The organism is Parabacteroides chinchillae (genome assembly GCF_900108035.1).
Classification (GTDB): Bacteria; Bacteroidota; Bacteroidia; order Bacteroidales; family Tannerellaceae; genus Parabacteroides; species Parabacteroides chinchillae.
Window position 1 is genome coordinate 1 of record NZ_FNVS01000025.1, and the last position, 15,105, is coordinate 15,105.

The 15,105-nt window shown below is 39.6% G+C and carries 6 protein-coding genes; all 6 read left to right on the forward strand.

Features of this window, described 5'->3' with window-relative positions:
- Positions 1 to 303 precede the first annotated feature (303 nt).
- The 6 genes from C4S38_RS15060 (at position 304) to C4S38_RS15090 (ending at position 15,050) form a co-directional block, all read left to right on the forward strand.
- Complete coding sequence (locus C4S38_RS15060) at positions 304 to 1,380, forward strand: efflux RND transporter periplasmic adaptor subunit (RefSeq protein ID WP_103984414.1); 1,077 nt, start codon at positions 304 to 306, stop codon at positions 1,378 to 1,380.
- Positions 1,373 to 4,435, forward strand: coding sequence for an efflux RND transporter permease subunit (locus tag C4S38_RS15065; RefSeq protein ID WP_103984389.1), 3,063 nt, complete (start codon positions 1,373 to 1,375; stop codon positions 4,433 to 4,435). Before C4S38_RS15060 ends, C4S38_RS15065 begins: the two co-directional genes overlap by 8 nt.
- 37 nt (positions 4,436 to 4,472) lie before the next feature.
- A complete protein-coding gene (locus C4S38_RS15070; protein ID WP_103984390.1) occupies positions 4,473 to 5,954 on the forward strand; it encodes a TolC family protein in 1,482 nt (493 codons plus the stop codon).
- Entirely contained in the window at positions 5,951 to 9,205 is a 3,255-nt protein-coding gene (locus C4S38_RS15075) for an efflux RND transporter permease subunit (RefSeq protein WP_103984391.1), read from the forward strand. The genes C4S38_RS15070 and C4S38_RS15075 overlap by 4 nt, the downstream gene beginning before the upstream one ends.
- 476 nt (positions 9,206 to 9,681) lie before the next feature.
- Positions 9,682 to 12,900 (forward strand): carbamoyl-phosphate synthase (glutamine-hydrolyzing) large subunit, encoded by a 3,219-nt coding sequence (gene carB / locus C4S38_RS15085; RefSeq protein WP_103984393.1) that lies wholly within the window; start codon positions 9,682 to 9,684, stop codon positions 12,898 to 12,900.
- A gap of 89 nt (positions 12,901 to 12,989) precedes the next feature.
- Positions 12,990 to 15,050 carry a helix-turn-helix and ligand-binding sensor domain-containing protein gene (locus C4S38_RS15090; protein WP_103984394.1) on the forward strand — a complete coding sequence of 687 codons (2,061 nt, stop codon included), beginning with the start codon at positions 12,990 to 12,992 and terminating at the stop codon, positions 15,048 to 15,050.
- Positions 15,051 to 15,105: the final 55 nt, after the last annotated feature.

The following is a 15,105-nucleotide window of genomic DNA, read 5'->3' on the forward strand; positions in this document are numbered from 1 at the left end:
ACAAATCCCTCAAAATACAATCTATAAAGTTATTGCTCCCAAAATACAAGAACGGATTTTCACATATAGCAATGGTATAATAAACTGGTTTTAAAGGATAAAACAAACTTTTACTTCATGTCAGTTTTTTGTCAGCATAAAAACTTGTTGAAAAAACAGAAATAAACTTCTTTTATACACTGATAAATGAATGTGTATATAGAAATAGTTTATTTCCAGACACAGTTAATTATGAATAAATTATGAATATTTCGTATGTACATATTACCATTTTATTATATTTGTGATATTAAATTTAATACTATGAAGAGCTACAATGTATTTATCATACTATTAATTGCAGGATTAATCGGATGTTCCGGTGATAAAAAGACAACAGAGCCCGGTGAAGAATCTGTTGAAACAGTTTTGCCCGACGAAACAAATGAAGTTACTGTTATGGCTCTAAAGACGACAGACTTCAACCACGAATTAATAAGTAACGGTAAACTATCTGCACGTATGTACGCCGATTTAAAATTTGAATCGGCCGAACCTATAGCCACCATCTATGTAAAAAACGGAGACAGGGTCACAAAAGGACAAAAACTGGCAGAACTGTCAAAGTTTCGTTTAGCAAATAAACTATCTCAGGCAAAGGATGCCCTGGAACGTGCAAAATTGGAACTACAGGATGTATTGATAGGTCAAGGCTATAAACTGGAAGACTCGGCCAGGATTCCTGCTGCAACAATGCAACTGGTAAAAACAAAAAGTGGCTATGACCAATCATTTATACAATATAAGCTTGCCGAATTTGAAGAACGTAATGCAACCCTGACAGCTCCTTTTGACGGAATCGTTGCTAACCTGTTCGCCAAGCCGTTCAATACGGCATCCACATCAGATGTGTTCTGTACAATTATTAATCCCAATAGCCTGGAAGCTTCTTTCACTGTTTTAGAAAGCGAACTGCCATTAATTAAAGCAGGAGACCGGGTAGAAGTCACTCCATTTGCTTCACCTGAGAATAAAACGGAAGGCCGCATTTCCGAAATAAACCCGCTGGTTGATGAAAACGGAATGGTAAAAGTGAAAGCTGCTGTTACCGACAAAGGCAAATTGTTTGAAGGAATGAATGTCCGCGTAAGCGTCCACCGTTCGTTAAGTAAGCAACTCGTTATACCGAAGGAAGCACTTGTTCTGCGCTCCGGCAAGCAAGTAGTATTTACATTGGTAAACAACAAAGCCTATTGGAACTATGTACAAACCGGACTGGAAAATGCCGAAAACTATACAATAGCAGAAGGCCTGAAAGAAGGAGATATAATAATAACAAGCGGTAATATTAACCTGGCACATGAGGCGCCAGTAACAGTAATCGAAAGTACCAATGATTAAATTCCTGCTACAACGTCCCATAGCCGTATTAATGGCTTTTACGGCATTTTTTATCATCGGGTTGGTAACCTATTTTACCATTCCTATCTCTTTGTTGCCGGATATTGCCATACCAGAAATTACCGTTCAGGTTGCAGGGCAAAACACATCTGCCCGGGAATTGGAAAACACGGTAGTAAAACCGATCCGGCAACAACTCATGCAAGTTGCCGGATTAAAAGATGTCCATAGTGAGACAAGAGATGGTGCAAGTATTATCCGTCTCAATTTCGAATTCGGGACAAATACTGATCTTGCTTTTATTGAAGTAAACGAAAAGATAGATGCAGCTATGAATTATCTCCCCAAAGAGATAGAGCGTCCCCGCGTCATCAAAGCCAGTGCTACCGATATTCCCGTCTTTTACCTCAACCTCACGCTGAAGACAAATGAAAACGAAAAATCAGGAATAGACGAATCTGCTTTCCTTGATTTATGCCAATTTGCAGAAACAGTTATCAAAAGACGCATTGAACAATTACCGGAAGTAGCCATGGTAGATATAACCGGAATACAGAAACGGCAGCTGCAGATTGTTCCGGATATGAAGCTGATGAAGATAGCAGATATTACATTGGACGAACTTGAATCTGCATTAAACTCAAACAATATAGAACCGGGCAGTATGGTTGTTCGGGACGGTTATTATGAATACAACATTAAATTTTCAACTCTGTTGCGTACCCCCGAAGATGTGCAAAACATTTATATCCGGAAAAACGGGCGCATTTTCCAGTTAAAAGATTTAGCAAATATTGCCATTGTTCCCGAAAAAGAAACAGGTTTGTCACTGGCCGGCAACAAACGTGCGGTCACACTCGCCGTTATCAAACAGTCTGACGAAAATATGGATAATATGAAGGAGGCATTAAAAGAGGTTACCGATTATTTTGCTTCCGTTTATCCGGATATCGAATTCAGTATTACCCGCAATCAAACGGAGTTATTGGATTATACCATTTCAAACTTAAAACAAAACTTGTCACTCGGTTTCATTTTCATTTGCATAGTTGCCATTCTGTTTTTAGGAGACGTAAAAAGCCCGGCCGTAATTGGACTAAGTATAATAGTCAGTCTAACTATCAGTTTTCTGTTTTTCTATTTATGTAATATGTCCCTCAATATTATATCCTTGTCCGGATTAATACTGGCATTGGGTATGATGATAGACAGTTCGATCGTTGTTACCGAAAATATCACGCAATATAGGGCGAAAGGCGACTCTTTGGAAGAAGCTTGTATAAAAGGGACTACGGAAGTCATCACCCCCATGCTAAGCTCCACATTCACTACTATAGCGGTATTTCTCCCATTAGTATTTATGAGTGGTATTGCCGGAGCCATCTTTTACGACCAGGCTTTTGCCGTAACCGTGGGCCTGATGGTTTCCTATTTTACAGGAATCATGTTGCTTCCTATTCTTTACAAACTGGTATACAGCATTCCTGAAATAAAGCATTCTTTTATCAACCTTAAAATTAATAACCTGGTTAAAGAGCACACATTAGACCGCTTCTACGATGGAGGAGTTGATTTTATTTTCGATCATAAACGCTCTTCTCTTATTTTCGTTATTATTACTGTGCCTTTGTGTGTAGTTTTATTTTACGTTATACCCAAAAGCCGCATGCCGGAAATAGATCAGAATGAATTGATCGTCCATTTAGAATGGAATGAAAACATACATATCGACGAAAACAGGAAGCGGGTAAGTTCCATATTCGCACAAGCTGATAAACTCGGAGCAGAACATACGGCCTATATCGGCCAACAACAATTTCTGTTAAATAGAGACCGGGAATTATCCGTATCAGAGGCTGAACTATACTTAAAGACACTCAGCACGAAAGATATTGCACCTTTGCAATCTGATATCCAGCAGTGGATAAAGCAATCATACCCAAATGCAGTAGTTTCGTTTGCACCGCCTGAAACTGTTTTTGAAAAGTTGTTTGTTACAGGTGAAGCTGATATTGTAACGGAATTATACACGCGCAATAAGACAGAAGCTCCGGTAGCCTCAACCCTGTTTAATTTAGAGAAAGCACTTACAGCCAAAACAGGAATACTTCCTGTTGGCATCGCATTCGATGATCAGCTGAATATATCCATAGACCGCCAGAAACTCTTATTGTATAATGTAGATTACAATGAAGTTTATAAGATACTGAAAACTGCATTCAAAGAAAATGAAGTAACAACTCTTCGTTCTTACCAACAATATCTGCCAATCACATTAGCAGGGAACGAGCAGAGCATAAATCAAGTATTAAGCAACACGCTTATCCGGACAAGTCCGGCAAAAAGTGGAGAAGAACCGCAATACATTCCTCTGCAGTCATTGGTTCATATTACACAAGGAGAAGACCTGAAAACAATTACAGCCGGAAAAAACGGCGAATATATTCCTTTCAGTTTTTACAATGTAGATGATGCAGAGCATTTAATGGGAAAGGTAAAAGAAACTGTCCAAAACTGGGATGTGGATTTTTCGGGAAGCTTTTTCTCAAACAAACAGATGTTGAACGAATTGGTGATCATCCTGTTTATCTCTCTTTTACTAATGTATTTCATTCTGGCAGCCCAGTTCGAGAGTTTCCTCCAACCCCTTATTGTACTATTGGAAATACCTATTGACGTGGCAGCAGCACTGTTAGTACTTTGGTTATGCGGGCATAGTCTGAACCTGATGAGTGCCATTGGTATTGTGGTAACCTGTGGTATCGTGATAAATGATTCTATCCTGAAACTAGACGCAATCAACGAATTGCGTAAAGAAGGCCGACCATTAATGGAATCTATACACGAAGCCGGCAGACGACGCCTTCGTCCGATTATCATGACATCTCTCACTACAATATTCGGTATGGTACCTCTTTTATTTTCATTCGATATGGGTAGCGAGTTACAAAAACCTCTGTCAATTGCCATGATTTCGGCTATGTTATTAGGTACAGCAGTCAGCCTTTTTGTAATTCCGTTAATATATTGGTATATCTACCGGAAACATGCGTGAGATAAGACATTAGAGTATGAATTTATAGATATAAAATATGAGATTCTTAAATATAATATTAGCTTTTTTGTTAGTCACTTTTGGAGAGACAACAGCTCAACGGCTCATTCTGTCTTTAGATAGGACGATTAGTATGGCAGCTGACAGCTCCCTGGAAGCTTTCCGTACCAAGAATATGTATCTTGCCGGATACTGGCAGTTCAGGACTTATAAAGCAGATCGCTTGCCCAGCCTCACCTTAAATCTGACCCCGGCACAATATTACCGGGACATTACCAAAAGATACGATTCCGAAAATGATATTGATGTATACCGTAAACAACAATCATTTTATTCAGGAGGGAACCTGGAAGTCAAGCAAAACTTCGATTTGCTGGGAGGTAATTTCTTCTTGAGTTCAGACCTCGGCTACATACGGAACTTCGGAGACAACGCATATAGTCAATTTACCACCATACCTATTCAAATAGGATATACCCAAAGCCTGATCGGATATAATCCATTTCGTTGGGAACGAAAAATCGAACCGCTGAAATACGAAAAAGTAAAAAAAGAATTTCTTTATAACCGGGAGGCTATCAGCGAACAAGCCACCTCCTACTTTTTCATTTTAGCAATGGCGCAAGCTGAATATGACCTGGCAAAAGATAATGTGGCATCTACCGATACTCTTTATCAAACCGGATTGCAGCGTCATAAGATAGCTTCCATAAGCCAAGCAGATCTGCTCACCCTCAAATTGGATGCCGTAAATGCCCGCAATGCCTTTCAAAACGCGGATATTGCACTAAAGCGTGCCATGTTCAGCCTGGCTTCTTTCCTAAACCTGGACAAAAACACGGAAATACGGTTGCGTCTGCCGGGACATCCCGCCGACTTAGATGTTTCTGCCGATGAAGCATTAGTAATGGCACGGGAAAATAACCCAAAGTTCCTGGAACTTCGCCAAAGCATACTGGAAGCTGAACAACAAGTCGATAAAACAAAAAAAGAAACATTATTCAATGCATCTCTCAGAGCCAGTATCGGTTTTAACCAAGTAGCAAACAATTTTAAAGACGCTTACCGCGACCCGTTACAACAAGACATGGTTTCCGTCTCTTTATCTATTCCTTTGGTTGACTGGGGGGTAAGAAAAGGGAAACATAATATCGCAAAGAACAATCTGAATGTCACCGAGATTTCAGCCAGACAACAGGAACAGAGTGTCGAAGAAGACGTTATTATGACAGTTGGAGATTTCAACATTCAACAAAATCTGATCGCGAGTGCCGAAGAAGCATTAGATCTGGCAATCATGGCTTATTCGGAGACTAAACAGCGTTTTATGATCGGAAAAGCGGATATTAACAGTCTGACTCTTTCCCTGAACAGGCAACAAGAGGCACAGCGAAACTATATATCTGCTTTGCAAAATTACTGGTTGAGTTATTTCAAAATACGTAAACTTACATTACATGATTTTGAAACAGGAGTCAGCCTCAGCAATGAATTCGATTACAGCCATTATATGAAATGAGTGCATCGCCCAAAATATCCTCTTTTACTATCATCGTCGCCTTTCTTTGTGTGGCGGTGGCAGGGCTTGCCTTCATTCCGTTGTTACCTATAAAGTTATCGCCTTCGCGCACTTTACCAAGATTAAGCATCAGCTATAATATGCCCGACAATTCGGCACGCGTAATCGAAATGGAGGTAACATCAAGGTTGGAGTCTATGTTAGCCCGTATAAAAGGGATAAAAAAGATATCCTCCACCTCCGGAAATGGCTGGGGATACATCACACTAGAGTTGGATAAACATACAAATATAGATGCCGCCCGCTTCGAGGCATCTACTATCATCCGGCAAACCTGGCCTGGCTTACCGGATGGATTGAGTTATCCGATTCTGAAAACGAGCCGGACGGACGATAAAGAGTCTGCTCCTTTCATGAGCTATACGCTAAATGCAGCGGCTACCCCTATTTTTATTCAGCGTTTCGCAGAAGACCAGATAAAACCCCGTTTGTCAGGAATACAGGGAATATACAGAATAGATGTCAGCGGGGCTACTCCCATGGAATGGAAGCTGGAATATGACAGCCGCCAATTAACATTATTAGGCATCTCTATAGACGATCTGCAAACTGCTATTTACCAATACTATAAAAAAGAATTCCTGGGTATTGCCAACGTTCAGGCACAAACAGGTTCGTCCATACAATCAAACCAGTGGATTCGTTTGGCACTTATTCCCGAAAACGGACAAGAGGGATTTAACCCTGCCCTGATTTCTGTAAAAAATAAAGAAGGGAAATTAATTCGTTTAGACCAGCTGGTAAAAGTAACGCGTCAGGAAGAAACACCGCAAAGTTATTATCGTATCAACGGACTAAACTCTATCTACCTATCCATAAAAGCAGACGAAACGGCAAACCAGCTCCAACTGGCTAAAAAAGTAAAAGAGGAGATGGAACACATACGCACGCTGTTACCGGCCGGATATAAAATACATACCAGCTACGATGCGACAGAGTTCATACAACAGGAATTAGATAAAATATACCTACGTACCGGACTTACCATACTGATTTTATTAACATTCGTTTTACTGATTACAAAAAGCATCCGCTATCTGTTTCTTATTATCATCAGCATAAGTGTAAACCTTAGTATTGCTGTTATTCTCTATTATTTATTAGGGTTAGAAATGCAGTTATACTCACTGGCCGGCGTAACAATTTCTCTCAATCTGATCATGGACAATACCATAGTTATGACGGAACATATTCGTAACCGCCATAACAGGCATGCCTTTTTATCTATTCTGGCTGCCACGCTAACAACAATGGGGGCACTGGTTATTATCTTTTTTCTGGATGAGAAAATACGTCTTAACCTGCAAGATTTTGCTGCTGTAGTTATTGTTAACCTGGGCGTTTCTTTATTTATAGCCTTATTCCTTGTCCCTTCTTTAATAGAGAAAATGGGGCTGGAAGAAAAACACAAGAAAAACCCTGCCGGAAAATACCGCCGTATTCACCTTCCTAAATTTCCAAGGCTAAAGAGATGGATAAAAAGATTTCCTGTTTATTTCTCCAGATATTATTGGGCACAGATTCGTTTCCTATGTAACTGGAAAAAACTGGCATGTATTGCTTTACTTCTGATATTCGGCCTGCCAATCTTTTTATTACCGGACAAAATAGAAATGGATGATAAAAAACAATATTCATCCCTGGATTCATTGTTCATAGAAAAATATAATACCATTGTATCGACCGACACTTATAAGGAAAGTATAAAACCTATTATGGACAAAGCCCTGGGAGGTACATTAAGATTATTCGTACAGAAAGTATACGAAGGCAGCTATTTCACCAGAAATGACGAGACCGTTTTATATGTAGGGGCATCTTTACCTAACGGCACGACATTGGGACAAACCAATCATCTCATCAGCCGGATGGAATCTTATTTAAGTAGTTTTAAAGAAATACGGCAGTTCCAAACTAATATTTATAATGCGCGACAGGCAGGTATAAGTATATATTTCACCCGCGAAAGCGAACGAAGCGGTTTTCCATATGTACTAAAAAGCCGTATCATAAGTAAGGCACTCGAACTGGGAGGCGGCAGTTGGAATGTCTGGGGATTGCAAGACCAGGGGTTTAGCAATGATGTCCGTGAAAACGCCGGCTCATTCCGTATAGAAATGTATGGGTATAACTATGACGACCTGTACGAATGGGCTGAAAAATTAAAAGAAAAACTCCTTACTTACCGCCGGATCAAGGAAGTACTTATCAATTCCGAATACTCATGGTGGAAAGACGATTATCAGGAATTCTATTTTAAATTAAACAAAGCCCGCATGTCGCAGGAAGGTATTCTTCCTATCGATTTGTTTGCATCGCTCCGTCCGGTATTCGGAAAAGATATATATAGCGGAAATATTATAGTTGACAATGAAACGGAAAAATTAAAACTATTCTCCCGGCAATCGAACGAATATGATATATGGAATATGCAATACATACCCCAGTATGTAAATGGGAAACCCTATAAACTATCGGAACTTGCCAATGTAGAAAAGGGACAAATGCCCCAGAAAGTAGCCAAAGTAAACCAGCAATACCGTCTTTGCCTGCAATACGAGTATATTGGCGCATCAAATCAGGGAACTAAAATACAGGAACGCGTTTTGAAAGAATTCAATAAAATACTACCTATGGGATATACTGCGAAAGCAGAAAACAATTACTGGTACTGGGATAAAAAGGATAACAAACAGTATCTTTTACTTTTGCTCATTATCGCTATTATATTCTTCACAACCAGCATTTTATTCAATTCCCTAAAACAACCGCTGGCTGTAATATTCGTTATACCCATATCCTATATAGGCGTATTTCTTACATTCTATTGGTTCAAACTGAACTTCGACCAGGGAGGATTCGCTTCTTTCGTCCTTTTATGCGGTATTACCGTAAATGCCAGTATATATATATTGAACGAGTACAACCAACTAAGAACCAAGAATCCTTTATTACCTCCTTACCGGGCATATCTGAAAGCGTGGAATGCAAAAATAACTCCAATCTTCCTCACTGTCATTTCTACCATTTTAGGATTCATTCCATTTATGTTAGGGACAGACAAAGAGGCATTCTGGTTCCCATTGGCTGCCGGAACTATAGGAGGACTTACGATGTCTGTTATCGGGATATTTTTCTATCTGCCTCTATTCACATTAAAAAAAGAATCCTCCCTCGATAACAAGCCGTAAGGTAACGGCACAAATGATTTGCAAGTTTTAAAACCATATGTATGTTTTTGAAAAACCACCAGTATCATTTTTTTAAATCATAACTATGATTTCATAATAGCATCCGGACAGATTTAGTTGCCTACCCTATCCTATTTAGATGCCGGATGAATTTAATTTTGTTGCCGAAGCTAATATAGATGGTTTAGCTTCACTAAAGAATAATTTTCCCCCTCCAATATTTGTATGTATTAAAACAAACCCATATCTTTGCCGAAATTTTGAAGAAAAGGTTTCTATGACAATAAAGACATATAAGGATGATCCGAAGTTCTTTTCCGCATATATGACGGACTACGAAGCCTATTTCTTTATTTTACAGGATTATAATTTGGTTATATAAAATGCGTTGGTTATTTTTACTAACGCATTTTTTTTGTGCCCAATACAGAGAAAACATCTATAAAATCATTTAATAATAAAACAACCCAATTACTATGTCGAAAAGTGGAATCAAAAAGGTGATTGTTCTGGGCTCGGGTGCCCTGAAGATCGGACAGGCCGGCGAGTTTGACTACTCCGGTTCACAAGCTCTAAAGGCGCTGAAGGAAGAAGGAATCAGCACTGTATTGCTTAATCCGAACATTGCTACTATTCAAACATCGGAAGGTGTTGCCGATAAAGTATATTTCCTGCCTATCACACCATACTTTGTTGAAGAAGTTATCAAAAAAGAACAACCTGACGGAATCCTGCTGGCTTTTGGAGGCCAGACTGCCCTAAACTGCGGAACTCAACTGTATACTAGCGGTACACTTGCCAAATACGGAGTTAAAGTACTGGGTACTTCTGTTGAAGCAATCATGTATACCGAAGACCGTGACCTGTTTGTGAAAAAATTGAACGAGATAGAAGTAAAAACCCCTATCAGCCAAGCTGTAGAAAGTCTTGAAGATGCAGTTAAAGCAGCTTACCAAATAGGCTTCCCCGTTATGATCCGTTCGGCATACGCTCTAGGTGGTATGGGTAGCGGCATCTGTAAAGATGAAGCCGAATTACGCATACTGGCCGAAAGCGCATTCGCATACTCTTCCCAAATATTGGTAGAAGAATCGTTAAAGGGTTGGAAAGAAATCGAATTTGAAGTAATCCGAGACAAGAACGACCATTGCTTCACCGTAGTAAGCATGGAAAACGTCGACCCACTGGGTGTACATACCGGTGAAAGTATCGTTGTTGCCCCCACTTGTTCATTGACGGAAAAAGAGTTGGATTTATTAAAAGAACTTTCAACAAAAACAATCCGTCACCTGGGTATTGTGGGCGAATGCAATATACAATACGCATTCAATTCCGACACATGCGATTACCGCGTTATTGAAGTAAATGCCCGTTTAAGCCGTTCTTCAGCATTAGCATCTAAAGCCAGCGGATATCCTTTAGCTTTCGTTGCCGCGAAACTTGCTTTAGGCTACGGTCTGGATGAAATTGGAGAAATGGGTACTCCCAACTCAGCATACAAAGCTCCGGAAGTAGATTATATGATCGTTAAAATTCCGCGCTGGGATTTGACAAAGTTTGTTGGTGTGAGCCGCCTGATCGGTTCCAGTATGAAATCAGTGGGCGAGATCATGTCTATTGGTAAGAGTTTTGAAGAAATTATACAGAAAGGCCTTCGTATGATCGGACAAGGTATGCATGGTTTCGTTGGAAACAATGATGTTACGTTCGACAATCTGGATGATGAACTGGCCAACCCGACCGACTTACGTATCTTCGCTGTGGCAAAAGCCTTGGAAGAAGGTTACACAGTAGACCGCATTCACCAACTATCCAAAATCACTCCCTGGTTCCTCGAAAAACTAAAAAATATAGTAGACTATACAAAAGTATTGTCTTCTTACAATAAAATTGAAGATATTCCCGAAGATGTATTGCGTGAAGCAAAACGTTTAGGATTCTCAGATTTCCAGATTGCCCGTTATGTAGAAAACCCGGAAGGCAATATGGAGAAAGAAAATATCCGTGTACGCAACCTGCGTAAACAAATGGGTATTCTGCCTAGTGTAAAACGGATCAATACAGTAGCATCCGAACATCCCGAGCTGACAAACTATTTGTACATGACTTATGATGGCAGCCAGCACGACATAAATTATTATCCGAATGATAAGAGTGTCATTATCCTGGGATCGGGAGCTTATCGCATCGGTTCTTCTGTAGAATTCGACTGGTGTTCGGTAAATGCAACGCAAACTGCACGCAAACTGGGCTACAAATCGATTATGATCAACTATAATCCGGAAACCGTTTCTACCGACTATGATATGTGCGACCGCTTATACTTTGATGAACTTTCATTCGAACGCGTATTAGACGTAATCGACCTGGAACTTCCGAAAGGCGTAATCGTATCAGTAGGAGGACAAATACCAAATAACCTGGCTATGAAATTATATCGCCAGAATGTACCGGTATTAGGAACGTCTCCATTATCTATCGACCGTGCAGAAAACCGTCACAAATTCTCTGCTATGTTGGACTCACTGGGTATCGACCAGCCACGTTGGGCAGAACTTACCAGCATGGAAGAAATTGACGCATTCATCGAAAAGGTAGGTTTCCCAATCCTGATCCGTCCGTCATATGTACTGTCTGGTGCAGCAATGAACGTATGCCACAGCAAAGAACAGATGATCGAATTCCTGGATTTGGCAGCAAAAGTGTCAAAAGAATATCCGGTAGTTGTTTCCGAATTCCTTCAGGGAGCAAAAGAAATCGAATTTGACGCCGTAGCAATGAACGGTGAAGTTGTTGAATATGCAATTTCAGAACATATTGAATTTGCGGGTGTACACTCAGGTGATGCAACATTGGTATTCCCTGCACAGAAAATATACTTCGAAACTGCACGCCGCATTAAAAAGGTAAGTAAAATGATCGCAAAGGAATTAAATATCAGCGGTCCTTTCAATATCCAATATCTGGCTAAAAATAACGACGTAAAAGTAATCGAATGTAACTTGCGTGCATCACGCAGCTTCCCATTCGTATCAAAAGTGCTGAAACGCAACTTTATTGAAACAGCTACCCGCATCATGTTGGACGTTCCTTATACAAAACCCGACAAGAGTGCATTCGACATCGACTGGATTGGTGTTAAAGCATCTCAGTTCTCATTTGCACGTCTGCACAAAGCAGATCCGGTACTGGGTGTCGATATGAGTTCTACCGGCGAAGTAGGTTGTATTGGAGACGACTTTGATGAAGCCTTGTTATCAGCCATGGTTGCAGTAGGGAATAATATTCCAAAGAAAAATATCCTGGTTTCTTCCGGTGCAGCCAAGAGTAAAGTAGATTTACTGGAACCCTGCCGTATGTTAGCCAACAAAGGCTATACGATCTACGGTACACACGGAACTGCTAAATTCTTAAATGATAACGGAATTAAGGCAACAGCCGTATGTTGGCCAGACGAACAAGGAGACTTGAACATCATGGAAATGTTCAGCAAACATGCTTTCGAATTGGTAGTCAACATCCCAAAAGACCATAGTAAGCGGGAGTTAACCAATGGATATAAGATTCGCCGTGCAGCAATCGACCACAATATACCATTGATTACAAATGCCCGTTTAGCCAGTGCATTTATCAGCGCATTCTGTAATTTGAACACAGAAGATATACAGATTAAGAGCTGGCAGGAATATAAGTAAAAAAATATTTTACTATATTTGTAACCGTAAAATTTTAGTAGAGACAAGGCAACTCCTTGTCTCTACTGTTTTCTAATATTAAAAAGACCATGTTCAAACTACCGTTAATATTATTCTTCACAATATTGACAGCTTTTATTATGCAGGCTGTTCCGGTAGTCCCTCCCTCCTTTCTTATCCAAAATTATGGTGTAGACGACTATAAAGCCAGTTGCCAGAATTGGGCACTCTCTGTTTCACACAACGGTATATTATATGTTGCCAATAACTCAGGACTACTCTCTTTTGACGGAAATACATGGCGGCTCTATCCGTTACCAGACAACGATATCATAAACGGAGTTACTTATTTTGATAATAAGATATACACAAAAACAGAAGATAATGTATACGGATACTGGACATCAGACAACATGGGTCAATTACACTATCATACAATAGATAAATTACCGGATGGTGTAGGTTTCGACAGCCATGTAGAACCTTATTTACTGCCCGAAGAGGTAAAACAAGCACAACCTACAGCCTATGCTACAATCCGCGACCTTCACTTCACAGGGACAGAAACAAGCGGCCTGTATATTACCAATAAGGAAGGAGATATTTTACTGCATTTACATCATAACAACCGGCTACAGGATAATTTGGTACGTGCAATATGCGTACAGGATGAAAAGTTAGTCTGGGTAGCATTCGACAATGGCTTATCACAAATAGCACTTGATCCTCCCATCACATTATTGGCAGAACGAAGCAATATCGGTAAATTAAAAAAAGGATACCTGAATGGAGACGAGCTATACATACAGACCAATATCGGATATTATAAACGGAGGATGCAACCCGGAGAGAAATTCCTGCCAATTCCGGAAAAAGAAGCCCAATCCTTTCTCCCAGATAACAAAGCCAACCCTAAATTAAAAATTGACGGACTATTTAAGAACACAGATGCCTTGGGTATATTCAGCAAAGCACAATATATTTATCCCGCTCCGGAAAATTTATATTGGCTGACTTACAAAAATGAAGCCGGATTATTCCATCTCGAAGACGAAAAAGGCAGTATGAAATGCCGGATTTTGTTCGACAACTATAATATGAATCTGGTAACACGCGGAGATGCAATATTTCCGCTATCCAGTAATCTTTACTTGGTATCAGCCATGCAGGGTATTCTTTTGGTAGACACTCGCCAATTAATAGAATCCAATCTGGGTAATACTTCTTTAAGATTTGCTGAAATAGACTATATATACAATGAAACGCTACAAAAGCTACCATTGGATACCAAAACCATATCATTACCTCATAACTTCAAAGAAATGAATGTATATGCAGGAACATCCATTTTCACATCAAACCACCAAATAAGCTATAAGATAGAAGGAGTTTCTTCTGATTGGTCGGATTGGCAGAAAGACGGAAAAATTTCTTTTCTTCAATTGCCAGAAGGTACTTATGAGCTTAAAGTAAGAAAGTATGTTATAAAAGGCCCCTATCCCGAAATATCTCTGATTATTGAAGTACGTCCGCCATGGTATAATAGTATATGGGCTTACATAGGCTACCTATTTGCAATTTGGCTTATAGTACAAGGCGGACTACATTATTACCTGAAAAGTTTAAGAAAAGAAGAACAAAATAAACTGGAAGCCGACAAACTTGCAGAACAACATAAAGTTCATCAACTTAAAAGTGAAATGCTGGAAGCGGAGCTACAAAATAAAAATAATGAACTGACTTTACAAACTTCCGCTTTAGTGAAAAAGAACGAAGCTATGCAAGCTTTATTGAAAGAATTAGACCACCAAAAAGAAGCACTGGCAGATCGTTATCCGAACAAGATGTACAACAGGTTGCGTACGCTAATAGAAGAGACACTTAATGACCAGGATTGTTGGATTCTTTTTGAAAACTATTTTAATAGTGCACACCGCAATTTCATGGACAAACTGCGCGAACAATACTCGGATATTACTGCCGGTGATTTAAGAATATGTTGTTTTCTGCGAATGAATCTTTCTACCAAGGAAATAGCATCTCTTTTAAATATATCTGTCAGAGCCGTAGAAATACGCAGATACCGTTTAAGAAAACGTTTAGGTTTGGATTCCGACACAAATTTAGCAGATTTCCTGATGCGTTTCTAATCTATTATTTATCAGAAACACTAAGTTTATATATATTTATATTTCAGTCATTTAT

Excerpts from the sequence above, each read along its gene's own strand:
- C4S38_RS15075 (WP_103984391.1), top strand. The coding sequence starts at position 5,951 with ATGAGTGCATCGCCCAAAATATCCTCTTTTACTATCATCGTCGCCTTT.
- C4S38_RS15090 (WP_103984394.1), top strand. The coding sequence starts at position 12,990 with ATGTTCAAACTACCGTTAATATTATTCTTCACAATATTGACAGCTTTT.
- C4S38_RS15060 (WP_103984414.1), top strand. The coding sequence starts at position 304 with ATGAAGAGCTACAATGTATTTATCATACTATTAATTGCAGGATTAATC.
- C4S38_RS15065 (WP_103984389.1), top strand. The coding sequence starts at position 1,373 with ATGATTAAATTCCTGCTACAACGTCCCATAGCCGTATTAATGGCTTTT.
- C4S38_RS15070 (WP_103984390.1), top strand. The coding sequence starts at position 4,473 with ATGAGATTCTTAAATATAATATTAGCTTTTTTGTTAGTCACTTTTGGA.
- carB (WP_103984393.1), top strand. The coding sequence starts at position 9,682 with ATGTCGAAAAGTGGAATCAAAAAGGTGATTGTTCTGGGCTCGGGTGCC.